The organism is Arthrobacter sp. P4_F11 (assembly GCF_056401395.1).
This window is the reverse complement of sequence record NZ_JBFUJK010000017.1, coordinates 91,566-118,487: the sequence shown is the minus strand read 5'-3', so window position 1 is coordinate 118,487 and position 26,922 is coordinate 91,566. Positions and strand designations below refer to the sequence as shown.

Sequence of the window (26,922 nt, the reverse complement as noted above, 5' to 3'; positions counted from 1 at the left end):
GCTACATCCTGCAGGCCCGCGACCGCGGCCTCGGCGTCATCTTCATCACCCACAACCCGCACCACGCCTTCCCCGTCGGGGACCGGTTCCTGCTGCTCAAACGCGGCAAATCGATCGGCTACTACGACAAAAAAGACATCACCCTCGACGAGCTCACCGCCCAAATGGCCGGCGGCGCAGAACTCGCCGAACTCGCCCACGAACTCGAACAACTCGGCGGCCACAGCGACGTCGTCAAAGAAGTCCAGGGCGAAGTCGCCGACGTGTCCCAGACCACCGGCAAGACCTACGGGTAACCGCCGCCCCAACTCCTGAAAGGACAAGCCTTTGGCTTACCTCAACCGCAACGCTTCCGACGCCGTCCTGCCCGTGCGGATCGGGCTCATCGGCTCGGGCTGGATGGGCGCCTTCCACGCCGAGAGCATTGCCCGCCGGGTCCCCGGCGCCGTCCTTGCCGCCATCGCGGATCCGAACCTGGAATCCGCCGGGGCGCTGGCTGGCGCCCTGGGCACCACGAAGGTGACCGCCGACGCCGCTGACCTCCTGGCCGACCCGGCGATTGACGCCGTCGTCATCGCCAGCCCCGCGCGTTTCCATTCCTCCCTGATCGGCCAGGCCGCAGCGGCCGGAAAGCACGTCTTCTGCGAGAAGCCCGCAGGTCAGGGGCTCGAGGAGCTCGATGCCGCCCTTGACGCCGTCGACGCCGCCGGGGTGCACTTCCAGATCGGCTTCAACCGCAGGTACGCCGCAGACTTCCAAGCGGCCAAGAAGGACCTCGCCGCCGGAATCGTGGGGCAGCCGCAACTGCTTCGTTCGCTGACCCGGGACCCGGGCACGGGGAGCATCGGCCACGCCGCAAGGATCCCGGCATGGACCATCTTCCTCGAAACCTTGATCCACGACTTCGACACCCTGAACTGGTTCAACGAAGGCGCCGAACCTGTGGAGGTCTATGCGGTTGCCGACGCGCTTGTGGAGCCGGGACTGCGGGACCAGGGGTTCCTGGACACCGCCGTCGTGACCATCCGCTACAGCAACGGCGCGATCGCCGTCGCCGAGGCAAACTTCAGCGCACTCTACGGCTACGACATCCGCGGCGAGGTTTTCGGCTCCAAGGGCATGGTCCAGGCCGGCCGCGCCACCGAAACCGCTGCCCGCCGGTTCACCGCCGAGGGGATGTCCGCCGACACCCCACGGCTGAACGTCGAGCTCTTCCGGCAGGCCTACACAGACGAACTGGCGGACTTCGCGGACGCCGTGCGCGCCCGGCGTGACGGTACCGCTCCGGAGTCGAAGCCCTTCACTCTCACTCCGGGAGCCAGCGACGCCCGGCGCGCGCTGGCCATGGCACTGGCCTGCATCGAGTCCGTCAAGCAGGGGACCCCGGCAGCGGTCAACGCGGTGGCCGTCAACGAGAACGTGGTCCTCTGATGCGGCTCGCCGTGTGCGCTGAGATGGTCTTTACGGACCTGCCGTTCACGGAGCGGGTGCGTCGGCTCCACGAGGCCGGCTTCGACGTCGAACTCTGGGACTCGCGGCCCAAGGACATCGGCGCGCTCAAGGCCACCGGGGCGGTGTTCTCCTCCATGACCGGATACAGCTCCGGCAGCCTCGTCGATCCGGACACGGCGGACGAGGTGGTGCGGACCGCCGAGTCCCTGATCCCCACCGCCCTGGAACTTGGCGTCAGCCGGCTGGTGGTCCACCCGGCGGAACTCGTCGACGGCCACGCGGCCCGGCCTGTCTTCCGCTCCAGCGGACACATGTGGGCCACCGGCGCCCGGACCCTGGAACGGCTCGGGAAGCTCGGTGAGAAGTACGGGGTGACGTTCTGCCTCGAGAACCTCAACACCATCCGGGACCACCCCGGCATCCCGCTGGCACGGGCCAAGGACACCCTGGCGCTCGTGCAGGCTGCCGGGCACCCGAACGCCAGGCTCATGCTGGATCTCTATCACGCCCAAATGGGGGAGGGGAACCTGGTCGAGCTCGTCCGGACCGCCCTGCCATACCTCGGCGAAATCCAGGTGGCAGACGTTCCCGGCCGTTGCGAACCCGGAACCGGGGAAATTAACTACGCGGCCGTGGCCAGGGCGCTCGCGGACGCAGGCTACGAAGGGACCGTGGGCATGGAAGCGTGGGCCAGTGGCGACAGCTATGCGGCCCTGGAGGCCTTCCGTGCGGCGTTCACCGTGCCCGCACTAAACATGAGAGTGGAAGTATGAAAGACGTAATCCTTGGACTCGTCGGCGTTGGGCGGATCGGGGTCGTGCACGCCAACAACATCGCCGCCCTCAACGAGGTCCTGAACCCACAAGGGATCCGTGTCCGTCTCCGCCTCACCGACGTCGCCGAAGAGCACGCCCGGACGGTGGCAAGCGGTCTCGGTGCCGAATTCCTGCCCTCGGTCCAGGCGCTGCTGGCCTCGGGGCTGGACGGCCTGGTCATCGCCACCGGAACCGGGACCCACCCCGAGCTCATCAAGGCCGGCGTGGACGCCGGGATCCCGGTGTTTTGCGAAAAGCCCGTGGCCCTGAACGTGGCCGACGCCCTGCCGGTGCTCGACTACATCCGGGACCGGAACGGCGTGGTGCAGATCGGGCATCAGCGCCGGTTCGACGCCGGCTACCTGGAAGCCCGCCGCGCTTACCAGGCCGGCGAGCTGGGCTGGATCCATTCCCTGCGCGCCGTCACGTGCGACATGACGCCGCCCCCGGTCGAGTTCCTGGCCAGCTCCGGCGGGCTCTTCCGTGACTGCTCGGTCCACGATTTCGACATCCTGCGCTGGCTCACAGGCCGCGAAATCGTCGAGGTCTACGCCAAGGGCTCCAACAACGGGGATCCGGCCATCGGTGAGGCCGGCGATGTGGACACGGCCCTTGCCCTGGTGACGTTCGACGACGGCACCGTGGGAACGGTTTCGGCGACCCGCTACAACGGGGCGGGCCATGATGTCCGGCTGGAAATCCAGGGCTCCCGCGGCTCGCTGATGGTGGGCCTGGACGACAAGACGGCGCTGGCCTCCGCCGAAGCGGGGATCGCTTTCCCCGCGGGGAAGTCGCACCTGACGTTTGCCGAGCGGTTCGAGGCGGCGTACCGCTCCGAAATGGAGGCGTTCGTCGAACTGATCCTTGGCCGCCGGGAGAATCCATGCACTCCGGAGGACGCCGTCGCGGCCTCCCGGGTTGCCGATGCCGCCCAGGAATCGCTGGCCACCGGTGCCCCGGTCAAGGTGACGGTGAGCGTCGGCAGCTGACGGCGGACCGGGGCGCCCGGCTCAGGGCCGGGTGCGGCACACCTCGACGAAGGCCCGGAACGGCGCGAGCCGCTCCCCGGCCGCGAGCTCCAGGGCCTCGGGGTGCCACTGGACCGAGGCCACCCAGCCCTCCGGATCCTCCAGCGCCTCGACGGTCCCGTCCTCGGCCACGGCCGTCACCCGCAATCCTCCGGCCACCCGGGCCACGGCCTGATGGTGGCCGGAGGCGATCTTCACGTTCACGACACCGGAACCGCCGCCGTAGAGCGCGGCCACCCTGGAGCCGGCCCGCACCGCCACCTCATGCCAGGCCCACGGGCCGGCCCCGTGCACCGGCGCGGGCTCGCGGTGCGCCACCGTCCCCGGCGCCATGTCCTGGATGAGCGTCCCGCCGTAAAGCACATTGAGCAACTGATGCCCGCGGCAGATGCCGAACACAGGCAGCCCGGCGTCGATCGCAAGACGCGCCACGGCGAGATCCAGCGCGTCCTGGGCAGGGCTGACGTCGTAGCAGACGTTACCGCGCAGCTCGCCGTAGAGAGCGGGGTCGAGGTCGCCGCCGCCGGGAAGAACGACGCCGTCAAGGCGGGCCATCGCCGCGGCGAGGCCGCCGTCGTCGGGCCCCGAAGCGTCGAGCAGCACCGGTTCGCCGCCGCCCTCGCGCAGCAGCTCCACGATGTACTCGAACAATGCGTTGGCTTCCGCCACGCGCGGGTCGGGATCGGAGGAACTGCTGAGGCGGACGGGAACGCCGATGCGCGGCCGGCCGCGAAGGGGGTTGCGGGAAGTCTGCATGCCTCATTCTGCAACACGATCGCGGACTAGGATTACTAGATGAATCCCCGCTATCTCGTGTCCCGCAGCCGGTACATCGCCGCCGCCCCCGAAGCCATCTTCGAGGTGCTCGCCACGCCTGCCCTGCACAGCGTGATCGACGGCTCGGATACGGTGAAGGGCACCCAGCCGCGCGGGCCACGGCGCCTGTACCTCCGCGCCAGGTTCGGCATGCAAATGAACATGCGGGTGAACTACAAGATCCTCAATACCGTCTGCGAATTCGAGGAAGGCCACCGGATTGCGTGGCGGCACTTTTACGGCCACGTGTGGCGCTACCTGCTGGAACCATCCACGGGCAAGGACGGCACCGCTGGCACCCTGGTCACCGAGCAATGGGACGCGCGGCAGGTCCGCGGCAAGAGCCTGCTCCGGATGGCCGGCTACCTGCGCCGCCATCCGGCCAACCTGGAGCAGACGCTGGCCAAGCTCGACGCCTACATGGCTGCGCACCCGGACATGGGTAATGTGGATGGCAGCACGAAACGAGACTGAAGGTGGGAACCGGGATGGGCCGCAGGACACTGGTCGACGATCTCGTCGACGGCCTGCTGACCGAAATCCTTGACGGAAAGCTCCTGCCCCACAACCCGATTCCGCCCGAGGCCGACATCGCCAAGGCCTACGGCGTCAGCCGGCTCACCGTGCGTGAGGCCCTCAAAGCCCTACGGGCGCAAAACATCCTCTATGTGAAGGCCGGCCGGGGAACCTTCGTCAATCCCACGGACAACTGGACCGGCCTGGACGCGATCTTCAAGGCAGCCTCCCATGGCAATGCGGCAGACCAGGTCTCGGTGGGATTGATTGAGATGCGACGGATGGTGGAGACCGGGGCCGCGGCGCTCGCCGCCAAACGCTATACCCCGGAGCAGGCCGAGCGCATGCGCGAGTGCATCGCGGATATGAAGCGCTTCCACGACTCCGGCGACCTGGACCGCTTCGTGGAGGCGGACATTGGTTTCCACGACGCCGTCCTGAAGGCGTCCGGCAACCCCTTTGTCCGGGCCCTGTTCGCCCAGTTGGGCCAGCTGCTGTACGTGACCCGGCGCGAAACGTCGGCCGTCGAGGTGATCCAGCAGCACGCCATCGATTACCACCAGCGGGTCCTGGACAGCATTCTGAGCGGCGACGCCGAGCGCTCGCGGCAGGCGATGGATGAGCACATGGACCAGACCAATGCGGACTACGAACGCTACGTCCGGGGCGCCAAGTCCTGACGTCCGCCGCCGGACTCTTGACGTAATCCGAATCACATCCTAAGATTTTGGCTAGTTCCTGAATCAGATGTCTGACATCTGACTCAACAAGAATCCTGCAGCACGCGCTTCCAGGCGGGCAGGATGACCACCCCAATCCACCGCTTTCCTCACCCGGCACAGCCGCAGGGCAGGAAAACACTTAAGAAGGTCGATGATGACTTCATTAGCCCCCAAGTCCTTCGGACTCGGCGAACTGGGCGACCGCACGCTCCGCAAGGTCCGCCGCCGCGTCATGCCCCTGATTGTCCTGCTCTACTTCGTTGCCTACCTGGACCGCAACAACGTCGGATTCGCCAAACTCACCATGAGCGAGGACATCGGCCTGAACTCCGCTGCCTACGGTCTGGGCGCCGGCATCTTCTTCCTTGGCTACGCCCTCCTGGAGGTTCCCAGCAACGCCGGCATGTACCGGTTCGGAGCCCGGAAATGGCTGGCCCGCATCCTGATCACGTGGGGTATCTTCGCCACCGCCATGTGCCTGGTGAACGGTGAAACCACGTATTACATCGTCCGGTTCCTGCTCGGTGCCGCCGAGGCCGGCTTCTTCCCGGCGATCCTGTTCTACCTGACGCTGTGGTTCCCCGCCGCGCAGCGCGTCACCGTGTTGGGCATCTTCATCCTTGCCCAGCCCGTATCCAATGCGCTCGGCGCCCCGGTATCCGGGCTCCTGCTGCAGATGGACGGCGTCATGGGCCTCCAGGGCTGGCAGTGGCTCTACATCATCGAAGGCATCCCGGCGATCGCCCTCGGCCTGCTGACGCCCATCCTCATGACTGACCGTCCGCGGGACGCCAAATGGCTCGAAGCCGACGAGCGCAACTGGCTCACCGCCACTATGGACGCCGAACTGGCTGCCAAGTCCCAGTCGGGCAAGCACAACTTCATGGCCGGGCTCAAGGACAAGCGCACCCTGGTCTACTCCGCCCTGTACTTCGGCCTGGTGTGCGGGATCTACGGCCTGGGCCTGTGGATGCCCACCATCGTCGCGGCCCTCGGCAAGTTCTCCACGGCAGAGGTCGGCTTCATCGTCTTCATCCCCTATGCCGTGGCCGCAGTATTCGTCTACTTCTGGAGCAAGCGCGCGGACCGGACCGGCAAGCGTGCCTGGCACGCCTCGGTCAGCATGGTGCTTGCGGGCGTCGGACTCGTGGCCGCCGGCTACCTGCTGCCGGTCAACCCGTTCCTCGCGATGGTCGGCCTGACGCTCTCCGCCATGGGGATCTACGGGGCGATCGCCCCCTTCCTCTCGATGCCCTCCGCGGCGCTGACCGGTGCGGCTGCCGCTTCCGGGCTGGCCCTGGTGAACTCCCTCGGAAACCTCGGCGGCTTCATCTCCCCGTACGCGGTCGGCCTCCTCAAGGACGCCACCGGAAGCAACCAGAGCGGGCTCCTGTTCCTGTCCCTGTGCCTGTGCATCACGGCCGTGGCCACCTACCTGTACGCCCGCCGGCGCCCCGAAGGCGACGCCGGCCTTGACCCCGCGGTCGCAGCGGCTGCCGCCGTCGACCCGGCCAAAGTATCCTGATCCGAACCCCCGAAGGAATCTTCGTCATGACATCAATTACCCCGTTCCCCACTGAACGCACCGTGGTCCTGACCGGAGCCGCGTCAGCCCGCGGCATCGGCCGTGCCGCCGCCGACCGCCTGGCCAGCGAGGGCTGGTCCATCGCAATCCTGGACATCAATGCCGAGGACGCCAGCGCCGCTGCCGCCGAAATCGGTTCCAACCGTGCGGTCAAGGCCATCGGCGTCGGTGCGGACGTCTCCGACGCCGCGTCGGTTGACCGTGCCATCACCGAGATCGAGGGCTCGCTGCCCCCGATCGTCGCGCTGGCCAACCTGGCCGGCATCAGTTCCCCGACGCCGTTCATGGACACCACTGTCGAGGAATGGGACAAGGTCTTCGCCATCAACATGCGCGGATCCTTCATCGTCTCCCAGCGCGTGCTCAAGGGCATGATCGAGCGCAAGCTCGGCCGGATCGTGAGCATCTCCTCGATTTCGGCACAGCGGGGCGGCGGCACCTACTCAAAGGTCGCCTACAGCGCCTCCAAGGCCGGGATCATCGGATTCACCCGCGCCCTGGCCCGCGAGGTGGGCGAGTTCGGGGTCACGGTCAACGCCATCGCCCCCGGCCCCATCGACACCGACATCATGGGCGGCACCCTGAGCGAGGAACGCAAGGCACAGATGTCGGAGGGCATCATGATGGGGCGGGTCGGCAGCCGCGAGGAAGTGGCGGCCCTGATCGCCTTCCTGCTCGGCCCGGACGCCGGTTACATCACCGCGGCAACCTATGACATCAACGGCGGCCTCCAGGTCTCCTGACCCGCACGCACCCCCGTTGCGCCATCACTTTTGGGCCTTAAGATCCCGGAATGGCCACCAGGAGTGATGGCGCAACGGGGGAGCTTGGCCACGGTCTAGGCTGGCTCCATGAGCGCCGCCCGCAGCCTTCACCCCAGCCCCCGCACGTTGGAGGTCGAGAGCCTTGCCGGTTTCGACCGGCTGGTCGCGGCGGGGGCGCGCAGCATGCACGGCTGGCATGTCCAGTCGCTGGACCTGCGGGGCCGCCGGGCCCAGCTGGAGGCGCTTGAGGCCCAGGGCGCGGTCTTCCTGGGCTGCAGGTTCGACGACGGTGTGGAGGATTTGCTGCGCGGCCGGGGCGCCCTCATCTTTCCCCGGCTCACGGCCGTGCCGTTCAACCCCTACCGCGGGCAGCTGTACACGCCGCAGGAACTCTATTCCGGGATCGCCACCTCACCCTACGAGGACACGCTCGACGCGCGGGTGTACCAGTGGTGCATCCGGCCGGGCCAGCGCCGCCGTCTGGATGCGACACTGGCCGCCGCCCTGCATGACCACTCGATCGGCGTGGCACTCGACGAACTGGCCGGCACCTATCTCCGCGCCGGCCGCACGATGGTGGGGGTCATGGGCGGGCACATTGCCCGCCGCGGCACCGCCGTCTTTGAGGGCGCCGCGCTGCTGGGCCGGCTGCTGGCCCGCAGCGGCCGGGTGGTGGCCACGGGCGGCGGCCCCGGGGCCATGGAGGCCGCGAATCTTGGCGCCTTCCTCAGCGAGGCTCCCGAACCGGACTTCCGGCGGGCCCTGGCCGACCTCTCGGCGGTGCCGTCCTTCCGCCCGTCGGTGGCCGCCTGGGCGCGGACGGCCGCGGCGGTCGCCCAACGCCACCCGGAGGGTGTGCCGTCGCTGGGGATTCCCACGTGGTTTTACGGTCATGAACCACCGAACTTCTTCGCCACGCATGTGGCCAAATACTTCGCGAATGCCATCCGGGAAGCCATCCTGCTTGAACTGTGCAACGGCGGGATCGTCTTTTTGCCGGGTTCGGGCGGCACGGTCCAGGAGATCTTCCAGGACGCCTGCGAGAACTACTACGCCGCTCCGGAAACTGTCACTCCCATGGTCCTGGTGGGGCACGAACACTGGCTGCGGCGATTCCCGGCCTGGCCCCTCTTGCAGAGCCTGGCGTCCGGGCGCCGGATGGAGGGAAGGATCTTCCTGGTCGATACGGTCGAAGAAGCCCTTGAGGCGCTGGAGCGCTAGGGGGTCAGAGATCCTTGCGGCATTGGGCGTGGCCGAGCTCGTAGAGTCCGTTCAGGTCGCCGGCGGCAAGCCCGTCCGGGGCTCCGATCTCTGGGTACATCAGCTGGGCCGGGTCATCGACATGCTCCAGGCCCATCACATGGCCGAGCTCGTGCAGGATCACGGCCGTGGCATAGGCCGCTCCCTCGGAGCGGTCCAGGTCTTCCGCGATTTGCGGGGCATCCAGCTCCAGGCTGCCGGTGACAAAGCTCTTGGGGCCGTCGCCGAAACTGAAGTGTGTGCTTCCGCCCGTGCCGATCACCGGGCCTTTGAGCTGCGGTGCCTGCTCCGGGGTGGTCCAGGCGATCAGCAGCGGCGCCCACCGGTCCCCGTAGAGATCCCTTTGGTAGGGCGCACGTGTGGGCGAGGGGGCCTCGGACGTGGGGCCGTCATTGATGAAGGTGATCCCGGTGGCCTCGGAGATAGTCCGGATCGAGTCGTCCACGAGCCGCTCGGCACCCGGCGGGGCCAGGGCGGCATTGATGACGTAGTGCAGCGGGCGGCACGGCGAGTAACCCACCGGAGTGCCGTCGTCATTCGTTGCGAGGAACTTGTACGAGGTGCTGGCGGCCTCCGGTTTCCGGGCCGCGCCGAGGGGGTGGTCCTGCTCCTCGAGCCCGGGCGGGGGAGTGTCCGTCCGGTCTTCGCCGGCCGGCACGGCAGGCTGGCCGGATTTCTGGCCAACCTGCGGCTGTGCCTGCAGGTCACTGCCTGCCTTGTTTTCTGCACTGTGCCCTGCGTTGTTCCCCGTTCCTCGGGTGACCTCGAAGAGGCCCGTGAACCTCGGATCGCCGTAGACGAGTCCGGCGGTGAGGAAGGCGCCGGCGGCGATCACCGCGGCGGCGGCGAGGTTCCTGATGATCCGCAGCGCGGTGGCTCGCCGGCTGTGCCGAGGTCCGCGGTCCCGAAATTCAGGGCCGTCCACTAGCCAACCACGGCGCCGAAGGCCATGCCCAGCAGGTACGTCACGCCCGCGGCACCCATGCCGATGGCCAGCTGGCGCAGGCCACGGGTGGCGGGAGAGGTACCGGAGAGCAGGCCCACCACGCCGCCGGTAAGCAGCAGCGCCAAGCCGACGAGGGAGGCCGAAACCACCAGTGCGGCGAGTCCTGTCATGCCCAGCAGGAAGGGAATGATGGGCACGATCGCGCCAGAGGCGAAGAAGCAGAAGCTCGACGCCGCCGCGCCCCAGGCGGTGCCGACCGCCTCGTGCTGGTCCTCGCTTTCGGGCAGTTCCGGACGCAGGGACAGGCTGGGATCGCAGTCGCAGTCCAGCAGGCCCATCCGCTCCGCGACGCGGTGCTCGGCGGCCTCCCGGGACATGCCGCGGGCCAGGTAGACGAGCAGGAGTTCGTTGTGCTCGATATCGAGCAGCGGCGCCGCCGCCAACGTGATCTGGGTGGGTCGGGTCGCGGCGAGGAGCTCCCGCTGCGACCGCACGGAAATAAACTCGCCGGCCCCCATGGACAGTGCACCGGCCAGCAGCCCGGCGACGCCGCTGAGGAGTACCACCTGGCTGCCCACGCCCGAGGCCGCCATGCCCATGACGAGGGACAGGTTGCTGACCAGCCCGTCGTTGGCGCCGAAGACGGCGGCGCGGAACGTTCCGGCCAGCCGGTTGCGGCCCCGGGTGGCCAGCCCGCGGACCACTTCTTCGTGGATCTGCTCGTCGGCGACCATGGCCGGGGTGGCGAACGATTCGGTGGCGTACGGGGAGCGGCTCTCCGCCCGCTGGGCCAGGGCCAGGACGAAGACCGAGCCGAAGTGCCGGGCCAGGAAGCCCAGGAACCGGCTCCGGAGTGAGGCATGCCGGTCCTTGCCGGCGTGATCGCCCAGCAACTGGAGCCAGTGCGCTTCATGGCGTCCCTCGGCCTCGGCCAGCGCCAGCAGGATGGCGCGCTCCTCCCCGGCGCGGTTCTGCGCCAGGTCCCGGTAGACGGCCGCCTCGGCACGTTCATCGGCGAGATACTGTCGCCAGCGCTTGATGTCCGCTGCGCTGGGCGCTGCGCTCGCGTCTGTTGCGGGCGAGGGGCTCGGTGCGCTGACGGGAGCGGCAGTGGAGGGAGCCGCCCCGGGGGCAGCAGAGGCGTGCGGCGAGGCGGGGCGCGGGTCCGTATCGCGGACCGAAGGGGGCTGTGTCGGGTGGTGCTGCGAAGAATCGTTGCGGTCCGATTCGGTGTGCTGAGACACGAAAAACTCCTGGGTTTGGTCGGGCATGGTCCGGCCCCATTGCGACTCCAGACTACCCCGTATTTCCGCGCTTTTCCGGCTGGCAATCCTCAGTGGAAAGTTTAGGGTGGCCGTAACTGCCCTGCCCGGGTGGGCCCGCCCGCAGCTGCTGTCCGGCAGCAATTCTGTGCCCTTGACCGCCCGTGTCCACGGTGTTCGAATGAAACCCAGGGCGGGCTCCCCGGGGTCCTGCCGCCACCGAAGCCGCACGGAGGTTGCACCATGGATAGCGCCGCATCACATCCCATCCAGCCGGCCCGGGAGTCACTCGAGTCCGATCCCGCCTACGACTACGCCGAGGACGCGCCCGTCAGCGACGTCGCGGAGACCGAGGACGAGGAGCTTCTCCAAGAGGCGGATCGGCTCGTTCCCCTGGACGCGGAGGACTTCCTGGGCGACGAGAAACCGGTGGTGCCCCTGGAGGGGGAAGAATTCCTTGAGCCTGAGGAAAATGAGTGATTCGCCAAAGGCCTTAAAATCCGACGGCGGTGCCTCCCCCGCGAAGGGGAGACACCGCCGTCGAACCTAACTCGCGGAAACTAAAGCAGCAGGACCTAGTGCGCCGGAACGGAAATGTGTTCGCCCTCGGATGCCTCGCCGGCAACCCGCCGCTGCCAGTTCTTCATGACGGCGGGATCTGTCGGCTTCGTCAGCAGCGACACGGCGATGTAGACGACCGCGGAGGCCGCGAGGCCGTAGTAGATCGGCTCGTTGGCGTAAATGCCGTCCAGCGGTACCTCGGCATTGATTTCCAGGATGATCATGGTGCCGAGCGTGATGACCGTGCCGACCGCCATGGAAGCCGCGGCGGCCACACCGGTGCCGCGCTTCCACACCAGGCCGCCGAGGATGGCCACGAGCAGGCCGCCGACAAGGATGTCGTAGGCAATGGTCAGGGCGGCGACGACGTCCTTGGTGATGATGGCGATGACGATCGCGACGAGGCCAAGGCCCAGGACCCACATGCGGTTGGCCTTGACGTCGTGCTCGGGATTGTCAGTGTCATCGGTGTTGATGGTCTTGCCGAACCAGCTGGCCACGAACGGGACCACATCGGCGCGGGCCACGGTGGCGGCGGCGATCAGAGCACCGGAAGCGGTGGACATCATGGCGGCGACGGCGGCGGCGAGCACGAGGCCGCCGATGCCGATGGGCAGCAGATGGGTGGCGACCTCGGCGTAGACAACGTCCTTGCCCAGGGCCTTGACGTCGATGTTGGGCAGCGCGACGCGGGCGCCGAGGCCGATCAGGGCGCCGGCAGCGCCGTAGAGGATGCAGTAGATACCGGCCGTGGAGCCGCCCCAGCGGGCAACTGTCGGGGTCTTGGCGGTGAAGACGCGCTGCCAGATGTCCTGGCCGATCAGCAGGCCCAGGGTATAGACCACGAAGTAGGTGATGATGGTCTGGACCCCGATGCCGTCAATCTGGAAGAAGCTGGCGTCCACACGGGCGCGGATCCCGTCGAGGCCGCCGGCAGCGTTGAGGGTGAACGGCAGCATCAGCACGAAGATGCCAACGGTCTTGATGACGAACTGGACCTGGTCCGCCAGGGTGATGGACCACATACCGCCGATGGTCGAGTAGACCAGCACGATCGAGCCGCCGATGGCGATGGCGAGGGCGCGGTCCCAGCCGAAGAGCACCACGAAGATGGTGGCGTAGGCGCTGGTGGAGGTGGCGCACAACATCAGCGTGTAGGCAAGCATGACGATGCCGGAGGTCTGCGTGGACTTGCTGCCGTAGCGCAGGGTCAGCATCTGCGAGACCGTGTAGATCTTCAGTTTCTGAATAGTGGGGGCGAAGAGCAGGCTCAGCAGCAGCACGCCGGCGCCGATCGCGACCACGAGCCACATGCCGGAGATGCCGAACTTGTAGCCCAGGCCCACACCGCCGACGGTCGAGGCACCGCCGAGGACAACGGCGGCCATGGTGCCGGTGTAGAGGAACGGGCCGAGGCGGCGCCCGGCGACGAGGAAGTCGCTATTGTTCTTGGTGCGGGACTTGCCCCACCAACCGAACGCCAGCATGGCGGCCAGATACACCACCACGATTGCGATGTTGACGAAAGTTGCGTCCATTAAGGGCTCCTTGGAGCTGGTTGGCAGCGGATGCGGGCCTGCCGGGCCTCATCAGTGTGTTCGGCAAGGCTGCAGCTGCGTGAAGTGGTTGGAGGAGGATGTCCGTCGGAACCTCCGGTATTGCCTAATAGGCAACACATGTTGCCAAAAAGCGTACGTTGTGAGCCCGGTAACAGTCAAGGCGCAGTGCGTGCCGCCGCCTCCGCGTCACGAAGGCCCGCTCCCGCTAGGATTGCTCCAATGATGGGGCCAAGCGGCCGGCCGTGAAAGGTTCCTAAATGAAGGCTCTACCAGTTGAACCGAGCAATGTTCCCGTTGCCATCGGTTCGCGAATCCGCGCGGCCAGACAGTCCCAGCGGCTCACGATTGAACAGGTCGCAGACGCCACCGGGCTCACCAAGGGATTCCTGAGCCGGGTCGAGCGGGATCTCACCTCGCCCTCGGTCGCCTCCCTGGTGACGCTGTGCCAGGTTCTGTCCATCTCCATTGGCGACCTCTTCGCCGCACCCGAAACGCACCTCACGAAGCAGAATGAGGGCCCCCGAATCTCCCTCGGCGGCGAGGGGATCGTCGAGCGGCTGCTGACCGCGCGCTCCGAGCGCCGCGTCCAGATCATCCAGGCCGTGATCGAGCCGCGCGGTCGCGGCGAGTCCGAGCTCTATGCCGTGGACTGCGACGTCGACGTCCTGCATGTGGTCAAGGGCAGCATCCGCCTGATCCTCACCAATGAGGAATTCGAGCTCAGCGCCGGGGACACCGTGACGTTTCCCGGCCGGGAACCGCACACCTGGGTCAATCCCACGGACGACGCCGTCGAGGTGCTGTGGGTGCTCGTACCCGCCGCCAGCCGCTGAAGGAGCTTCGACAACGGCGGGGCGGAAGCCAAGGTGCTCTTCGGCAGCCCGGCGTTTGCCTCCGTCGACGCCGCCAAAGCCTGGATGACCACGGAGCAGTACAGCCAGCTCAAGCGCCTGCTGCTCACCCTCAAGTACAGCTGACCTCCCTTTTCTTGGTGAGATCGGCCGCCGTGAGATGTACGTCACATCCCGGCAATCTGCCGGAAACGGCAATTTAATGCCCGGAGCCGGCACGTAACGTGCCCGCAAGAATGGGAAAGCCTTCCCGAAACACGCCGTGAGTAGCGTCAACGGCGGGGGGACGCTCGTCAGTCCCAAACGTCACATGGTCTCGCCGCATCGGCGCCCTCGGAGCGCCGGCACTCGAGGAAGGCTCCCGCTATGAAGTTCTCTGTGCTTGCAGTAGGAATGACAACGGATCCGCAGGTCCTTGACCCCGGATCGACCGCGTGGATGCTCACGGCATCCGCTCTGGTCCTCCTGATGACCCCCGGTCTTGCGTTCTTCTACGGCGGGCTCGTCAGAATGAAGTCCGTCCTCAACATCATGATGATGAGCTTCGGCGCCATGGGCGTTGTGGGCGTCGTCTGGGCCCTGTGGGGCTATGGCCTGGCATTCGGCCCGGATGCGCTGGGAGGATTCGTCGGGGATCCCTTCACCAACTTCGGCCTGAGCGGGCTGACCACCAGCATCGGCTCCAAGGCGGCAGGCCTGCCGGACATGATCTTCGTCGGCTTCCAGGCCACGTTCGCCATCATCACCGTCGCACTGATCAGCGGCGCGGTGGCCGAGCGCGTCCGGTTCGGCCCCTGGCTCCTCTTTGCGGCCCTTTGGGTCACGCTCGTTTACGCGCCGATCGCGCACTGGGTCTGGGGCGGCGGCATCTTCGGACCTACCGGCATCATCGGCAGCAAGATCTCGGCCCTCGACTTCGCCGGCGGCACGGTGGTCCACATGAACGCAGGCATTGCCGGACTCATGCTTGCCGTGGTTCTGGGCAAGCGGCTCGGCTTCATGAAAGACCCCAACATCCGCCCGCACAACCTGCCGTTCGTGATGCTCGGCGCAGGGCTGCTCTGGTTCGGCTGGTTCGGCTTCAACGCCGGCTCGGAACTCGCCGCCGACGCCACGGCCGCCCTGGCCTGGACCAACACGCTGCTCGCCACCAGCGCCGCCCTGCTGGGCTGGCTGCTCGTGGAGCGGCTTCGCGACGGGCATGCCACCTCGCTCGGCGCCGCCTCGGGAGCCGTCGCGGGACTCGTGGCGGTCACCCCGGCCTGCGGATTCATCGACCCCATCGGCGCCATCCTGATCGGCGTGATCGCCGGTGCCGTCTGCGCGCTCGCCGTCGGGCTGAAGTTCAAGATCGGGCTCGACGACTCCCTGGACGTCGTGGCCGTGCACTTCGTCGGCGGCCTGTGGGGGACCCTGGCCCTCGGATTCTTCGCGCTTCCGTCCGCCAAGACGGCCGGCGGCCTGTTCTACGGCGGCGGCCTGGCGCAGTTCTGGCCACAGATTCTCACCGCCCTGATCGTCACGGTATGGAGCGCCGCCATGACCACGCTGATTGGCTTCGCGATCCACAAGAGCATCGGCATGCGCGTTTCCGAGGCCGACGAGCTCTCCGGAATTGACGTGACGGAGCACGCCGAAACGGCGTATGAACTCCTCATGGTCGGCGGCAGCTTCCACCCCGGTGACCCGCATGCCCGGACTGATGCGGCCGAGGCCCACGCGACGGCCCATGCCGGGACCCCGGCCGGGACCCAGGCCGCAGTCCCAGCCGGGACCAAAGCCGAGGCCGAGGGTGAGGCCGTGCGCGGCAGGGTGTCGTCATGAAGCTCGTCACGGCGATTGTGCGGCCGGAGCGGGTCGCGACCGTTAGCGCGGCCCTGGAGCGGGCCGGGGTCAACGGCCTGACCGTGAGCCAGGCCAGCGGCTACGGCCGGCAGCGGGGTCATACCGAGGTGTACCGGGGCGCCGAATACAGCTCGGACCTGCTGCCCAAGGTGCGGCTCGAAGTCCTGGTCGATGAGGGCGCCCTCGGCGCCGTCATGGCGGCCATTGAAGAGGGCGGGCGCACGGGCCGCTTCGGCGATGGCAAGATCTGGATTATCGAGGTGCGCGACGCCGTCCGCGTCCGCACGGGGGAGCGGGGCGCGTCGGCCATCGCCTGAAGTGGTTGGTAAACAAATGATGCGCAATACGAAACTTCGAGTGTATGATGGCTGTCACAACCGTCGGTCAATCCTCGAAGGAGAGGCTTCTTTTGGAAGAGCTGCGCATCGAGGCCAATGGCAACCTTGGCCCCATCGATTCATCCCGCGTCCCACGCTACGCCGGGGCTGCCACATATGCCCGCCTGCCGCGCCTGGACCAGGTGGCCAAGGCGGACGTCACGGTGGTCGGCGTGCCGTTCGACACCGGCGTCTCCTACCGCCCCGGCGCCCGCTTCGGGGCCAACCACATCCGCGAGGCCAGCCGCCTGCTCCGGCCGTACAACCCGGCATGGGACGTCAGCCCCTTCGAGAACATCCAGGTTGCCGACGCCGGCGACATGGCGGTCAACCCCTTCAACATCAACGACGCCATCGAAACCATCCAACAGAACGCACTGGACCTGACGGCGTCGGGCAGCAAGCTCGTCACCCTCGGCGGCGACCACACCATCGCCCTGCCGCTGTTGCGCGCCGCCGCCGAGCGCGCCGGCGGCCCCATTGCCATGCTGCACTTCGACGCGCACCTTGACACCTGGGACACCTACTTCGGCGCCGAGTACACCCACGGCACACCCTTCCGCCGCGCCGTCGAGGAAGGCATCCTGGACACCGAGGCCATCAGTCACATCGGCACCCGCGGTCCGCTCTACGGCAAGAAGGACCTCGACGACGACCACCGCTTCGGCTTCGGCATCGTCACCTCCGCCGACGTCTACTACCAGGGCGTCCTGGAGACGGTCGCCAAGGTCCGGGACCGGATCGGCAACCGCCCGCTCTATATCTCCGTGGACATCGACGTCCTTGACCCCGCGCACGCCCCGGGCACCGGCACGCCGGAAGCCGGCGGCATCACGAGCCGCGAGCTGCTGGAAATCATCCGCGGGTTCCGCGGCATGAACCTCGTCGGGGCCGACGTCGTCGAGGTCGCCCCGGCCTACGACCACGCCGAGATCACCGGTGTGGCGGCAAGCCACGTCGCCTACGAACTCGTGACACTGATGGCGGACCGCGCCGTCGAAGGGGATCGCTTCGGCAGCCCGAACGGCTACGCTGCCCAGGCCCTCGGCCAGGAATCCCACCGCCCCGCCGGCTTCGGCTCCCCTGTGGCATCGCCGGTGGCTTCGCGATGACCGGCGTGCGCAACGGCGGGGACCTCGTCGTCGAGACCCTTGAGGCGCTCGGCGCCAAGACGGTCTTCGGCATCCCGGGCCAGCACGCCCTGGGCCTGTTCGACGCGATGGGCCGCGGGAACCTGCACTTCGTCTCCTCCCGGGTCGAGAACAACTCGGCCTTCGCCGCCGACGGCTACTCCCGCGCCACCGGCGAAGTCGGCGTGCTGTTCCTGTCCACCGGCCCGGGCGCGCTGACGTCCCTGGCCGGGCTGCAGGAGGCTTACGCCACCGGAGTTCCCATGGTGGTCGTGGCCAGCCAGATCCCGCTCGAGGGCCTTGGCGCCCGGCGCAAGGGCATGCTGCACCAGCTCGATGACCAGAAGGCCTCGGCCGCGAACGTCACCAAGTCCCAGCGGCTGATCCAGCACGCCTCCGGCATCCCCTCGGCCATCCAGGATGCCTGGACCGAGGCGATCTCCTCGCCGCAGGGCCCCGTGTGGCTCGAAATCCCGCAGAACGTCCTGCTGGACCCCATCATGGTGCCTCCCGTGGAGGACGCCCTCGCCGAAGCGGCCGACAACCCGCCCCGCGTGGAGCTGGTCCGCGAAGCCGTGAAATGGCTCTCGACGGCGGAACGTCCCGCCATCATCGCCGGCGGCGGCACCCGCCGCGGCCATGCCGAAAAGTCGCTGCTCTCGATTGCGGAGAAGCTGCGGGCGCCGGTCATCTGCACCCCGGGCGGCAACGGCGCGTTCCCGTGGAGCCATGAGCTCTCCCTGCAGTCCTGGATCGAAGACCAGTACATGACGGAGGTGCTCGAGGACGCCGACGTGCTGATCGTCATCGGCTCCTCCCTGGGCGAGGTCACCTCCAACTACTTCACCTTTGAACCTCGCGGCCGGATCATCCAGATCGACGCCGAGCCCCGCGTCCTGGAGTCCAACCGCCCGGGACTGGGCATCCGGGCGGACGCCGGCCAGGCATTGGCCGCCCTCGACGCAGCCCTGACCGAACCGCACGGCGAACGCGCCGACTGGCACGGCACGGCTCCCGAGGTGCTCGTCAAGGACACCCTGGCCAAGGTCAAGGCCCGGCTCGAGTCCCAGGACCTCGGCAAGGAACTGAAGTTCATGGCCGACATCCGCGCGGCCGTTCCCGCGGCCATGCAGACGTTCTGGGACATGACCATCTCGGCATACTGGGGCTGGAGCTGCTGGGATGCCCGCGACGGCCAGTTCCACTCCGCGCAGGGCGCCGGCGGGCTGGGCTTCGGCTTCCCCGCGGCGATCGGCGGCGCCGTCGGGCTTGAAACCACCGGCACTTCCGCCGGCGCATCTGCCGGACACGCCAGAGTGCTAGCCGTCTCCGGCGACGGCTCGGCGATGTACTCCATCTCCGAGCTCGCCACCGCGAAGCAACACAACGTCCCGGTCACCTGGCTCATTGTGGACGACGGCGGCTACGGCATCCTGCGCGAATACATGGTCGGCGCCTTCGGCAAGGCCACGGCCACGGAGCTCGCCCGCCCCGACTTCGTCAAGCTGGCAGAGTCCTTCGGCGTCCCGGCTGTCCGGGTTTCTCCGGAGGACGTCGGGGACGCCCTGAAGGCGGGCTTCGCCGCGGACGGCCCCAACGTCGTCGTCGTCGAAACGCTGCTCCAGATGTTCGGCCCCACCCACCTGGCCACGTAGCCGGACCAACACCACAGCAGCACTGCTGCACAGCGCGGACCGGCCGGGTCTGCCCCTCACCGCGAGGGGCAGGCCCGGCCGGTCCGCGTTTGCTATTTAAGGGGCTTTCGGGGCCGCGCGGCACCTCCCACGAGAGAGTTAGTTTCCCGAAGTAACCATTTTCGCATATAGTTGCCTAGGGCAAACAAAAGAGGGGTGTCCATCATGTCAGTTGAATCCAACGCTGCAGCCAGACTCGTCTACCAGATCTTCGATCTCCAGCGCGCGGTCCGTTGCGTTGCCGCCGCCAGTCTGCGCGGGCAGGACACCGGAGTGGCGCTTCAGGGCGTTCTGCGCTTTGTGGGGGAGGGCGAATCCCGGGCCACGCATCTTGCGGAGCGGCTCGGCGTCAGCGCCCCGGTCCTCAGCCGGCACATCGCCGACCTCGAAGAGCACGGCTATGTGGTCCGCCGGCCGGACCCGGAAGACGGCCGCGCGCAGCTGATCGCGCTGTCCGCCGCCGGCACGGAGAAACTGCGTGTCATCGAGGACCAGCGGACGGCCACCATCCAGGACCTGCTGCAGGACTGGAGCCAGGATGACGTCGAACTGACGGCGCGCACCCTCGAAAAACTTGCTGAGTCCCTCAGGACTTCAGCCCGGGCAACGACGGCCGGATCCACGAATACGACCGAAATTGTTGAGGAGTAGATATATGGCTAGCCACGCCGCCGCCACAGGGCCGTCCCCGGCCCCGTCGGACGTTCCGCAGGGAGCATCCCGCGCATCCCAGACCGCCGCAGAACCTGTGGCGATGACCCACCGCCAGATCATGGAGGCCCTCACCGGCCTGCTGGCGGCGTTCTTCACCGCCATCCTGAGCAGCACGATCGTCGCCAACGCGCTGCCCACCATCATGTCCGAACTCAAGGGCACCCAGACGGACTTCGCCTGGGTGATCACCGCCGCGCTCCTGGCCAACGCGGCAACCACCCCGATCTGGGGCAAGCTCGCGGACCTCTTCAACAAGAAGGTCCTCGTCCAGCTGAGCATCGTGATCTTCGTGGCGGGCTCCGTTATGGCCGGCCTGTCCGAGACCATCCCGCTGCTGCTGACCGCCCGTGTCATCCAGGGCATCGCCATGGGCGGCCTCACCGCCCTGGCCCAGGCCATCATCGGCTCCATGATCCCGCCGCGCGACCGCGGAAAGTACTCCGGCTATATGGGCGGCGTCATGGCCGTGGGCACGGCAGGCGGCCCGCTGCTGGGCGGCTTCATTGTCGACAGCCCGCTGGGGTGGCGCTGGACCTTCTTCGTCTGCGTCCCGCTCGCGGTGGTCGCACTCATCCTGCTGCAGGTCACCCTCAAGATCCAGCACGTCAAGCGCCCCGCCAAGATCGACTGGCTCGGCTCCATCCTGTTGACCTCCGGCGTCAGCCTGCTGCTCATCTGGGTCTCCTTCGCCGGCAATCCCGACTACTACGACTGGTGGTCGTGGCAGACGGTCGCCATGGTGGGCGGCGGCATCGTGCTCCTTGGCCTGCTCGTGCTGGTGGAATCCAAGGTCGCCCAGCCGATCATCCCGCTCAAGATCATCTCCGAGCGGACCACCGCCCTCGCAATCCTCGCCTCGGTGGCCGTCGGAGTGGGCATGTTCGGCTCCTCGACCTTCCTTGGCCAGTACTTCCAGGTGGCACGCGGCGCCACCCCCACCGAGGCCGGCCTGCTCACGCTGCCCATGATCGCCGGCAACCTCATCGGGTCGGTCGCCTCCGGCATGCTGATCAGCCGCACCGGCAAGTGGAAGCGGTACCTCGTGGCCGGCGCCATCTTGCTGATCGGCGGCCTGGGCCTGGCCGGCAGCATGGACCACACCACTGACCTGTGGATGACCGGTATCTACACCGCCATCCTCGGCGTCGGCCTGGGCCTGCTGATGCAGAACCTCGTCCTCGCCGTCCAGAACACGGTCCAGGCCAAGGACATCGGCACGGCCAGCGCCTCTGTGGCCTTCTTCCGGTCCGTCGGCGGTGCGATCGGCGTCTCGGTCCTCGGCGCCGTGCTGGGCAACCGCGTCAAGGAGCTCGTCGTGGAGGGGCTGGCATCGGCCGGCATCCAGGTTCCCGCCGGATCCGCGGGGGCCAGCATGGACCTCAAGGACATGCCGGCACCGATCCGCGACATCATGCGTGCCGCCTATGGCGACGCGATCGCCGAGGTCTTCCTGATCTCCGCAGTTGTCGGACTCGTGGCGCTGGTGGCCATCCTGTTCATCAAGGAACGCCCGCTGCGCCGCACGGTCGACGTCCGGCCGGAACCCGCCGAACTCGCAGGGGACGCCCCGGATGCCGGGATGGCCGCGATGGCCGGTGCCACGGCCCCGGCTCTGGGGAACACGGGTTACACCAGGAGCACAGGGAACGACGCCGTCGGGGCAGCGCCGTCCGCCGGAACCGGCATCGTTGACCTGGACCGGGAATTCATCGAGGTGCTCAGCCGGGACCGCGCCGAATCCCGCTTCCCCGATGCCGCCCGCCAGCGGACCCGGACCTTGGTGGCCGAGGACCGGCCCGAGGCCGCCGACGTCGTACCTGTGATGCTCCAGACCCAGCAGCTCCTCGCGGAGCAGCAGCTGCTGCTGGCGGACGCCCTGCGCGCCGTGCACGAGCAGGCCGCCGAGCAGCGTGCGATCGCCACGGAACAGGCCCGGGTTGCCGGGGAGCTCACGGCCCTGCGCCGGCAGCTCGCCAAGCAGCGCAAGATGCAGCGCGCGGCTGCCGACTACATCGCTACCCACGGCCGGCACCGGACCGAGTAGCGCCGGCTCACAGTACCGGACCGCTGAGGCTCCGCGGCCGCCCGAGGGGGCGGCTGCGGGGCCTTCGTGCGGCAAGACGGTTGCGGGGGAGACCACAGCCGTCGCCTAAGTACGCCGTTTGGATGATATTCAGTTCCCGATGTTCCTCCCGGGCGAGGGATTTCGTAGAGTTGGGTGGCTAAGGCTGTCGGTCCCATGGGCTAGTTTCCAATCAGCCTTCCAATAAACTTCACTATTTAGCTCTCCCCAAATTTGGTCTCCCTATAATTCAGTCTTCGTAAGGACTCGTGGGCATGCTCGTTACCCTCATGCGGCGCTATTCCAAGCCGTATCTGCCATACATCGCGGCTGTGGTCATCTTCCAGCTGGCCTCGACCATCGCGGCTCTGTACCTCCCCAGCCTCAATGCCCAGATCATCGACGAGGGCGTCTCCCGCGGCGACACGGACTACATCTGGCGCACCGGCGGCGTCATGCTCGGCGTCGCGCTGATCCAGGTGGCCACCGCGATCGCCGGCGTCTACTTCGGCTCGAAGGCGGCGATGGCGTTCGGCCGGGACCTGCGCCGCGGCGTGTTCCGCAAGGTGAGCAGCTTCTCGGCGCGGGACGTCAACCTCTTCGGCGCCCCCACCCTGATCACCCGGGGCACCAACGATGTGCAGCAGGTCCAGATGCTCATGCTCATGGCGCTGAACTTCATGGTGGCCACACCCATCATGTGCATCGGCGGGATCTTCATGGCCCTGCGCGAGGACCTCAACCTGTCCTGGCTCGTCTGGGTGTCCGTGCCCCTGCTCGTGGTCGTGGTGGGCTACCTCGTGGTCCGCCTGATGCCGCTCTTCCGTTCCATGCAGGAGAAGATCGACCGGCTCAACGGTGTCCTCCGCGAGCAGATCATCGGCATCCGCGTGGTCCGGGCCTTCGTGCGCGAACCCCACGAGGCCGAGCGCTTTGGCGCGGCCAACCAGGACCTCACCGACGTCTCGCTGAAGATCGGTTCCCTGTTTGTGCTGATGTTCCCCGCCATCGGCATGATCCTGCACATCTCCACGGCGGCTGTGCTCTGGTTCGGTGGCCAGCGCGTCGATGCCGGCGAGATGCAGGTCGGCTCGCTGACGGCCTTCCTCCAGTACCTCCTGCAGATCCTCATGGCCGTCATGATGGGCACCTTCATGGCCATGATGATTCCCCGCGCCGCGGTCTGCGCCGACCGGATCGGTGAAGTGCTCGACGTCGAACCCTCCATCCACGAATCGCTCACCCCGGTGGCGCCTGCGGCAAAGGCCGGCCGCGTCGAATTCCGCAACGTGACCTTCGCCTACCCTGGCGCCGAGGCTCCCGTGCTCAGCAACATCAGCTTTACGGCCGAGCCCGGACAGACCGTGGCGATCATCGGCTCCACCGGCGCCGGCAAGTCCAGCCTGCTGGCCCTGCTCCCGCGGCTGTACGACGCCGAGTCGGGCGAGGTCCTGCTCGACGGCGTCCCCGTCACCCAGCTGGACCGCGCCGAGATCACGCAGCGCGTGGCCATGGTGCCGCAGCGGCCCTACCTGTTCTCCGGAACCATTGAGCACAACCTGCGCTTCGGCAAGCCCGAGGCCACGGACTCGGACCTGTGGGAGGCACTGACGGTCGCCCAGGCCGCGGAGTTCGTGCGCGAAAAGAAGGGCGGCCTCGCAGCGCGGATCGCCCAGGGTGGCACCAACGTCTCCGGCGGCCAGCGGCAGCGGCTGTGCATCGCCCGCGCGCTCGTCACCGAACCCAAGGTCTTCCTGTTCGACGACTCGTTCTCGGCCCTTGACGTCGCCACCGACGCCAGGCTCCGCCGGGCGCTCAAGGCCAAGACGGCCGATGCCACAGTGATCATCGTCGGCCAGCGGGTGTCCACCATCGCCGATGCGGACCAGATCCTCGTGCTGGACAACGGCCGGATCGTGGACCGCGGAACACATGAGGAACTGTTGGAAAGCTCCAGCACCTACCAGGAAATCGTCGAATCCCAGCTGAGCGCGGAGGCAGTGGCATGAGCACCAACGAGAAAGTCTCCAGCACGCCGGCCTCCGCAGCCGGCCAGGCCGCTGCCGATACGGACGCCACCGACCTGATCGAAGATGACTTCATCGAGGAGGAGTACACGCCCGGCGAGGCCGACGGCGGCATGTTCGGTGCCGTGCCGGCCAAGAAGGCCCAGCACTTCTGGCCCTCCGCCAAACGGCTCATGGGGCTGCTGAAGCCCGAGCGCGCCGGTATCACCGCCGTGCTCGCCATGGTGACGGTCGCCGTCGTCCTCAACGTCATTGCCCCGAGGATCCTGGGCCAGGCGATGGACGTGATCTTCGCCGGAGTGGTCGGCAAGCAGCTCCCGGCCGGGGCCACCAAAGAACAGTTCATCGAAGGACTGCGCTCCCAGGGCCAGGACAACTTTGCCGACATGCTCGCCAAGATGGACGTCGTGCCGGGCGCCGGCATCGATTTCCAGAAGCTCGCGTTCCTCATCAGCGTGGTGCTGGTGATGTACTTCGTCGCCAACATCTTCCTCTGGCTCCAGGGCTATGTCCTCAACGTGCTGGTCATGCGCGTGGTCCGCACGCTGCGCGATGACACCGAGAAGAAGCTCAACAAGCTGCCGCTGAACTACTTCGATACCCGCCAGCGCGGCGACATCCTTTCCCGCGTCACGAACGACGTCGACAACATCCAGCAGGCGCTCCAGCAGGCCTTCGCCCAGCTGGTGAACTCGGCCCTGACGGTCATCGGGATCGTGATCATGATGTTCATCGTGTCCTGGCAGCTGGCCCTGATCGCGCTCGTCGCCCTGCCGCTCTCCGGCGTGGCAGCCGGCATCATCGGCGCCCGCAGCCAGAAACTCTTCGCCGCCCAGTGGAAGAACACCGGCGAGCTCAACGGCCAGATCGAGGAATCGTTCTCCGGCCACGACCTCGTCCGCGTGTTCGGCCGCGACGCCGACATGCTGGCCCGCTTCGACGAACGCAACGAGGAACTCTACAAGGCCAGCTTCGGAGCCCAGTTCGTCTCCGGCATGATCATGCCTGTCATGCAGTTTGTCTCCTACCTCAGCTATGTCGGGATCGCCGTCGTCGGCGGGCTGCGCGTGGCCTCGGGCAGCATGAGCCTGGGCGACGCCACGGCGTTCATCCAGTACTCACGCGAATTCACCCAGCCGCTGGGCCAGATGGCCGGCATGGCCAACATGCTGCAGTCCGGTGTCGCCTCCGCCGAGCGGGTCTTTGAATTCCTCGACGCCGACGAACAGGACGCCGAGACCGCCACCGAGCACCTCCCGGTGAAGACGGACGGGCACGTCGAGTTCAAGCACGTCACCTTCAGCTACACGCCGGACAGGCCGCTGATCGAGGACCTGTCCTTCACGGCCGAACCCGGACACACGGTGGCGATCGTGGGACCGACCGGGGCGGGCAAGACCACCCTCGTCAACCTCGTGATGCGCTTCTACGAGCTCAACTCCGGCAGCATCACCCTGGACGGGGTGGACATCACCCGGCTGAGCCGTTCGGAGCTGCGCGCCAAGGTGGGCATGGTGCTGCAGGACGCCTGGCTGTTCGGCGGAACCATCTACGAGAACATCCGCTACGGCAAGCTGGACGCCACCGAAGAACAGATCATGGCGGCGGCCAAGGCCACGTTCGTGGACCGCTTCGTCCGGGCGCTGCCGGACGGCTACAACACGGTGATCGACGAAGAAGGCAACAACGTCAGTGCCGGCGAAAAGCAGCTGATCACCATCGCCCGGGCCTTTGTGGCGAACCCGTCGCTGCTGATCCTTGACGAGGCCACGAGTTCCGTGGATACCCGCACCGAAGCCTTGGTCCAGAAGGCCATGGCGGCGCTGCGGACGGAACGCACCAGCTTCGTCATCGCCCACCGCCTCTCCACCATCCGGGACGCGGACACCATCCTTGTCATGGAGGACGGGCAGATCGTCGAGCAGGGCCGGCACGCCCAACTGCTGGCCCTGCAGGGAGCGTACTACCGGCTGTACATGTCCCAGTTCGCCGGCGAGGACGCAGACTCTGCCGTGGCGGATTCCGCGGAGGACGCGACGGCGGTGCACAGCTGAGCGCCGCGGGCCCCGCCGGGAAGGGTGCAGCCGCTGGGGAGAACATATCCACGGAGCCCTGGCGCCTTGAGGTGGGCGTGCCGATGCGCTGGAGCGACATGGATGCCTACGGGCACATCAACAACGTCCAGATTGTCCGGATCCTCGAAGAAGCACGGATCGCGGCGTTCGGCCCGCCCCGGGGTCCCGGGCTGCCGGGAACCGAACCGCTGGTGCCGCTCTTCAATGAAATTCCGGAAGGGACGCTGGCGCTCGTGGTCGAGCACAAGATCAGGTACGTCAGGACCCTTGAGTACCGGAACGTGCCCGCCGTCGTCCAGTTGTGGATCGGCGCGGTCAAGGGCGCCAGCTTTGACATCCACTACCTGGTGCAGGATCCCGTCACGCGCGAGGACTGCGTCCGGGCCACGAGCCATCTCGCCTTCGTGGACGAGGCAACCGGCCGGGTTCTGCGGCTGACGCCGGAACAGAAGGACCGGCTGGCCCCCTACACCCGTGCCCACCCGGTCCAATAGCCTCTACCACGGTGCCGGTGGGGCTCCTAGAATGAACAACTCCGACGCTAAAAGGAGGCGTGGTCGTTGTGAACATGGGCCAGAACATGCACAAGAAGCACACCCGCAAGAAGAAGTGGAACGAACTCTCGCCGATTGCACGGTTCGGAACCATCGCCGCTGCCATCGTCCAACTCTCGCTGCTGGTCGCGGCCCAGACGGACATCAGCCGACGCCCGTCTGCGCAGATCCGCGGCAGCAAGGCCATGTGGCGGCTTGCCACGCTGGTGAATTTCATCGGTCCGGCCACGTATTTCACCTTCGGCGTGAAGCGCCGGCCCGGCGCGAAACCGAGTCTGCTGCCCGCCCGTCCGTAATCTACTGGCCG

Annotated in this window: 24 protein-coding genes and 1 pseudogene; 21 read left to right on the top strand and 4 right to left on the bottom strand. The window is 67.4% G+C overall.

The features are described 5' to 3' along the window. The 4 genes and pseudogenes from AC1DRO_RS17845 to AC1DRO_RS17830 all read left to right on the top strand — a co-directional run. Window positions 1–296: pseudogene (locus AC1DRO_RS17845) on the top strand (sugar ABC transporter ATP-binding protein); the annotation flags it as partial. A 31-nt stretch (window positions 297–327) separates the two neighbouring features. After that, entirely contained in the window at window positions 328–1,431 is a 1,104-nt protein-coding gene (locus AC1DRO_RS17840) for a Gfo/Idh/MocA family oxidoreductase (RefSeq protein WP_476951861.1), read from the top strand. After that, on the top strand, window positions 1,431–2,225 hold the full coding sequence (locus AC1DRO_RS17835) for a TIM barrel protein (protein ID WP_476951860.1): 795 nt from the start codon (window positions 1,431–1,433) through the stop codon (window positions 2,223–2,225). Before AC1DRO_RS17840 ends, AC1DRO_RS17835 begins: the two co-directional genes overlap by 1 nt. Next, window positions 2,222–3,256 carry a Gfo/Idh/MocA family oxidoreductase gene (locus AC1DRO_RS17830; protein WP_476951859.1) on the top strand — a complete coding sequence of 345 codons (1,035 nt, stop codon included), beginning with the start codon at window positions 2,222–2,224 and terminating at the stop codon, window positions 3,254–3,256. Before AC1DRO_RS17835 ends, AC1DRO_RS17830 begins: the two co-directional genes overlap by 4 nt. Window positions 3,257–3,277: 21 nt before the next feature. Here the strand turns inward: AC1DRO_RS17830 and AC1DRO_RS17825 are convergent, their stop codons facing one another. After that, window positions 3,278–4,051, bottom strand: a complete 774-nt coding sequence (locus AC1DRO_RS17825) for a gamma-glutamyl-gamma-aminobutyrate hydrolase family protein (RefSeq protein ID WP_476951858.1) — start codon at window positions 4,049–4,051, stop codon at window positions 3,278–3,280. A gap of 39 nt (window positions 4,052–4,090) precedes the next feature. Between AC1DRO_RS17825 and AC1DRO_RS17820 the strand changes: the two genes are divergently transcribed. The 5 genes from AC1DRO_RS17820 to AC1DRO_RS17800 all read left to right on the top strand — a co-directional run bounded on the left by AC1DRO_RS17820 (window position 4,091) and on the right by AC1DRO_RS17800 (window position 8,919). After that, window positions 4,091–4,585 (top strand): SRPBCC family protein, encoded by a 495-nt coding sequence (locus AC1DRO_RS17820; RefSeq protein ID WP_028275618.1) that lies wholly within the window; start codon window positions 4,091–4,093, stop codon window positions 4,583–4,585. A gap of 14 nt (window positions 4,586–4,599) precedes the next feature. After that, window positions 4,600–5,307 carry a FadR/GntR family transcriptional regulator gene (locus tag AC1DRO_RS17815; protein WP_079550394.1) on the top strand — a complete coding sequence of 236 codons (708 nt, stop codon included), beginning with the start codon at window positions 4,600–4,602 and terminating at the stop codon, window positions 5,305–5,307. A gap of 193 nt (window positions 5,308–5,500) precedes the next feature. Next, complete coding sequence (locus tag AC1DRO_RS17810; protein WP_372702868.1) at window positions 5,501–6,874, top strand: MFS transporter; 1,374 nt, start codon at window positions 5,501–5,503, stop codon at window positions 6,872–6,874. A 26-nt stretch (window positions 6,875–6,900) separates the two neighbouring features. Continuing rightward, window positions 6,901–7,677, top strand: coding sequence for an SDR family NAD(P)-dependent oxidoreductase (locus tag AC1DRO_RS17805; RefSeq protein WP_018775918.1), 777 nt, complete (start codon window positions 6,901–6,903; stop codon window positions 7,675–7,677). 108 nt (window positions 7,678–7,785) lie between these two features. Next, entirely contained in the window at window positions 7,786–8,919 is a 1,134-nt protein-coding gene (locus AC1DRO_RS17800) for an LOG family protein (RefSeq protein WP_476951857.1), read from the top strand. Window positions 8,920–8,923: 4 nt separating this feature from the next. Here AC1DRO_RS17800 and AC1DRO_RS17795 read toward each other — a convergent pair whose 3' ends face one another. Next, window positions 8,924–9,883 (bottom strand): matrixin family metalloprotease, encoded by a 960-nt coding sequence (locus AC1DRO_RS17795; RefSeq protein WP_476951856.1) that lies wholly within the window; start codon window positions 9,881–9,883, stop codon window positions 8,924–8,926. Further along, a complete protein-coding gene (locus AC1DRO_RS17790; protein WP_476951855.1) occupies window positions 9,883–11,175 on the bottom strand; it encodes a VIT1/CCC1 transporter family protein in 1,293 nt (430 codons plus the stop codon). Before AC1DRO_RS17790 ends, AC1DRO_RS17795 begins: the two co-directional genes overlap by 1 nt. A 234-nt stretch (window positions 11,176–11,409) precedes the next feature. Between AC1DRO_RS17790 and AC1DRO_RS17785 the strand changes: the two genes are divergently transcribed. Then, on the top strand, window positions 11,410–11,646 hold the full coding sequence (locus tag AC1DRO_RS17785) for a hypothetical protein (protein WP_476951854.1): 237 nt from the start codon (window positions 11,410–11,412) through the stop codon (window positions 11,644–11,646). Window positions 11,647–11,741: 95 nt separating this feature from the next. Here the strand turns inward: AC1DRO_RS17785 and AC1DRO_RS17780 are convergent, their stop codons facing one another. Next, the gene (locus AC1DRO_RS17780; protein WP_476951853.1) at window positions 11,742–13,265 is read right to left on the bottom strand and encodes a sodium:solute symporter family protein; all 1,524 of its coding nucleotides are present in this window, start codon (window positions 13,263–13,265) and stop codon (window positions 11,742–11,744) included. A gap of 278 nt (window positions 13,266–13,543) precedes the next feature. Here AC1DRO_RS17780 and AC1DRO_RS17775 point away from each other — a divergent pair, with 278 nt between their 5' ends. The 11 genes from AC1DRO_RS17775 to AC1DRO_RS17725 all read left to right on the top strand — a co-directional run bounded on the left by AC1DRO_RS17775 (window position 13,544) and on the right by AC1DRO_RS17725 (window position 26,911). After that, a complete protein-coding gene (locus AC1DRO_RS17775) occupies window positions 13,544–14,119 on the top strand; it encodes a helix-turn-helix domain-containing protein (RefSeq protein WP_028275626.1) in 576 nt (191 codons plus the stop codon). 384 nt (window positions 14,120–14,503) lie between these two features. After that, complete coding sequence (locus tag AC1DRO_RS17770) at window positions 14,504–15,961, top strand: ammonium transporter (protein ID WP_476951852.1); 1,458 nt, start codon at window positions 14,504–14,506, stop codon at window positions 15,959–15,961. After that, complete coding sequence (locus AC1DRO_RS17765; RefSeq protein WP_476951851.1) at window positions 15,958–16,299, top strand: P-II family nitrogen regulator; 342 nt, start codon at window positions 15,958–15,960, stop codon at window positions 16,297–16,299. Before AC1DRO_RS17770 ends, AC1DRO_RS17765 begins: the two co-directional genes overlap by 4 nt. A gap of 92 nt (window positions 16,300–16,391) precedes the next feature. Beyond that, a complete protein-coding gene (speB, locus tag AC1DRO_RS17760) occupies window positions 16,392–17,471 on the top strand; it encodes an agmatinase (RefSeq protein WP_476943288.1) in 1,080 nt (359 codons plus the stop codon). Next, window positions 17,468–19,144, top strand: a complete 1,677-nt coding sequence (locus tag AC1DRO_RS17755; protein WP_476951850.1) for a thiamine pyrophosphate-binding protein — start codon at window positions 17,468–17,470, stop codon at window positions 19,142–19,144. The genes speB and AC1DRO_RS17755 overlap by 4 nt, the downstream gene beginning before the upstream one ends. Before the next feature lie 204 nt (window positions 19,145–19,348). Beyond that, on the top strand, window positions 19,349–19,834 hold the full coding sequence (locus AC1DRO_RS17750; protein ID WP_028275631.1) for a MarR family winged helix-turn-helix transcriptional regulator: 486 nt from the start codon (window positions 19,349–19,351) through the stop codon (window positions 19,832–19,834). 103 nt (window positions 19,835–19,937) lie between these two features. Further along, entirely contained in the window at window positions 19,938–21,941 is a 2,004-nt protein-coding gene (locus AC1DRO_RS17745) for an MDR family MFS transporter (protein ID WP_476951865.1), read from the top strand. A 293-nt stretch (window positions 21,942–22,234) separates the two neighbouring features. Continuing rightward, window positions 22,235–23,968 (top strand): ABC transporter ATP-binding protein, encoded by a 1,734-nt coding sequence (locus AC1DRO_RS17740; protein WP_476951849.1) that lies wholly within the window; start codon window positions 22,235–22,237, stop codon window positions 23,966–23,968. After that, entirely contained in the window at window positions 23,965–26,040 is a 2,076-nt protein-coding gene (locus tag AC1DRO_RS17735) for an ABC transporter ATP-binding protein (protein WP_476951848.1), read from the top strand. Before AC1DRO_RS17740 ends, AC1DRO_RS17735 begins: the two co-directional genes overlap by 4 nt. 83 nt (window positions 26,041–26,123) lie before the next feature. After that, window positions 26,124–26,555: an acyl-CoA thioesterase gene (locus AC1DRO_RS17730; RefSeq protein WP_028275635.1), complete on the top strand. Its 432-nt coding sequence runs from the start codon at window positions 26,124–26,126 to the stop codon at window positions 26,553–26,555. Window positions 26,556–26,614: 59 nt separating this feature from the next. Then, window positions 26,615–26,911 (top strand): membrane protein, encoded by a 297-nt coding sequence (locus AC1DRO_RS17725; RefSeq protein ID WP_028275636.1) that lies wholly within the window; start codon window positions 26,615–26,617, stop codon window positions 26,909–26,911. The last annotated feature ends 11 nt before the right edge of the window (window positions 26,912–26,922 follow it).

Coding starts and splice junctions, on each gene's coding strand:
- AC1DRO_RS17775 (WP_028275626.1), top strand. CDS start 13,544: ATGAAGGCTCTACCAGTTGAACCGAGCAATGTTCCCGTTGCCATCGGT.
- AC1DRO_RS17780 (WP_476951853.1), bottom strand. CDS start 13,265: ATGGACGCAACTTTCGTCAACATCGCAATCGTGGTGGTGTATCTGGCC.
- AC1DRO_RS17810 (WP_372702868.1), top strand. CDS start 5,501: ATGATGACTTCATTAGCCCCCAAGTCCTTCGGACTCGGCGAACTGGGC.
- AC1DRO_RS17790 (WP_476951855.1), bottom strand. CDS start 11,175: ATGCCCGACCAAACCCAGGAGTTTTTCGTGTCTCAGCACACCGAATCG.
- AC1DRO_RS17820 (WP_028275618.1), top strand. CDS start 4,091: ATGAATCCCCGCTATCTCGTGTCCCGCAGCCGGTACATCGCCGCCGCC.
- AC1DRO_RS17825 (WP_476951858.1), bottom strand. CDS start 4,051: ATGCAGACTTCCCGCAACCCCCTTCGCGGCCGGCCGCGCATCGGCGTT.
- AC1DRO_RS17815 (WP_079550394.1), top strand. CDS start 4,600: ATGGGCCGCAGGACACTGGTCGACGATCTCGTCGACGGCCTGCTGACC.
- AC1DRO_RS17765 (WP_476951851.1), top strand. CDS start 15,958: ATGAAGCTCGTCACGGCGATTGTGCGGCCGGAGCGGGTCGCGACCGTT.
- AC1DRO_RS17830 (WP_476951859.1), top strand. CDS start 2,222: ATGAAAGACGTAATCCTTGGACTCGTCGGCGTTGGGCGGATCGGGGTC.
- AC1DRO_RS17730 (WP_028275635.1), top strand. CDS start 26,124: ATGCGCTGGAGCGACATGGATGCCTACGGGCACATCAACAACGTCCAG.
- AC1DRO_RS17800 (WP_476951857.1), top strand. CDS start 7,786: ATGAGCGCCGCCCGCAGCCTTCACCCCAGCCCCCGCACGTTGGAGGTC.
- AC1DRO_RS17740 (WP_476951849.1), top strand. CDS start 22,235: ATGCTCGTTACCCTCATGCGGCGCTATTCCAAGCCGTATCTGCCATAC.
- AC1DRO_RS17735 (WP_476951848.1), top strand. CDS start 23,965: ATGAGCACCAACGAGAAAGTCTCCAGCACGCCGGCCTCCGCAGCCGGC.
- AC1DRO_RS17770 (WP_476951852.1), top strand. CDS start 14,504: ATGAAGTTCTCTGTGCTTGCAGTAGGAATGACAACGGATCCGCAGGTC.
- AC1DRO_RS17755 (WP_476951850.1), top strand. CDS start 17,468: ATGACCGGCGTGCGCAACGGCGGGGACCTCGTCGTCGAGACCCTTGAG.
- AC1DRO_RS17750 (WP_028275631.1), top strand. CDS start 19,349: ATGTCAGTTGAATCCAACGCTGCAGCCAGACTCGTCTACCAGATCTTC.
- AC1DRO_RS17745 (WP_476951865.1), top strand. CDS start 19,938: ATGACCCACCGCCAGATCATGGAGGCCCTCACCGGCCTGCTGGCGGCG.
- AC1DRO_RS17835 (WP_476951860.1), top strand. CDS start 1,431: ATGCGGCTCGCCGTGTGCGCTGAGATGGTCTTTACGGACCTGCCGTTC.
- AC1DRO_RS17805 (WP_018775918.1), top strand. CDS start 6,901: ATGACATCAATTACCCCGTTCCCCACTGAACGCACCGTGGTCCTGACC.
- AC1DRO_RS17785 (WP_476951854.1), top strand. CDS start 11,410: ATGGATAGCGCCGCATCACATCCCATCCAGCCGGCCCGGGAGTCACTC.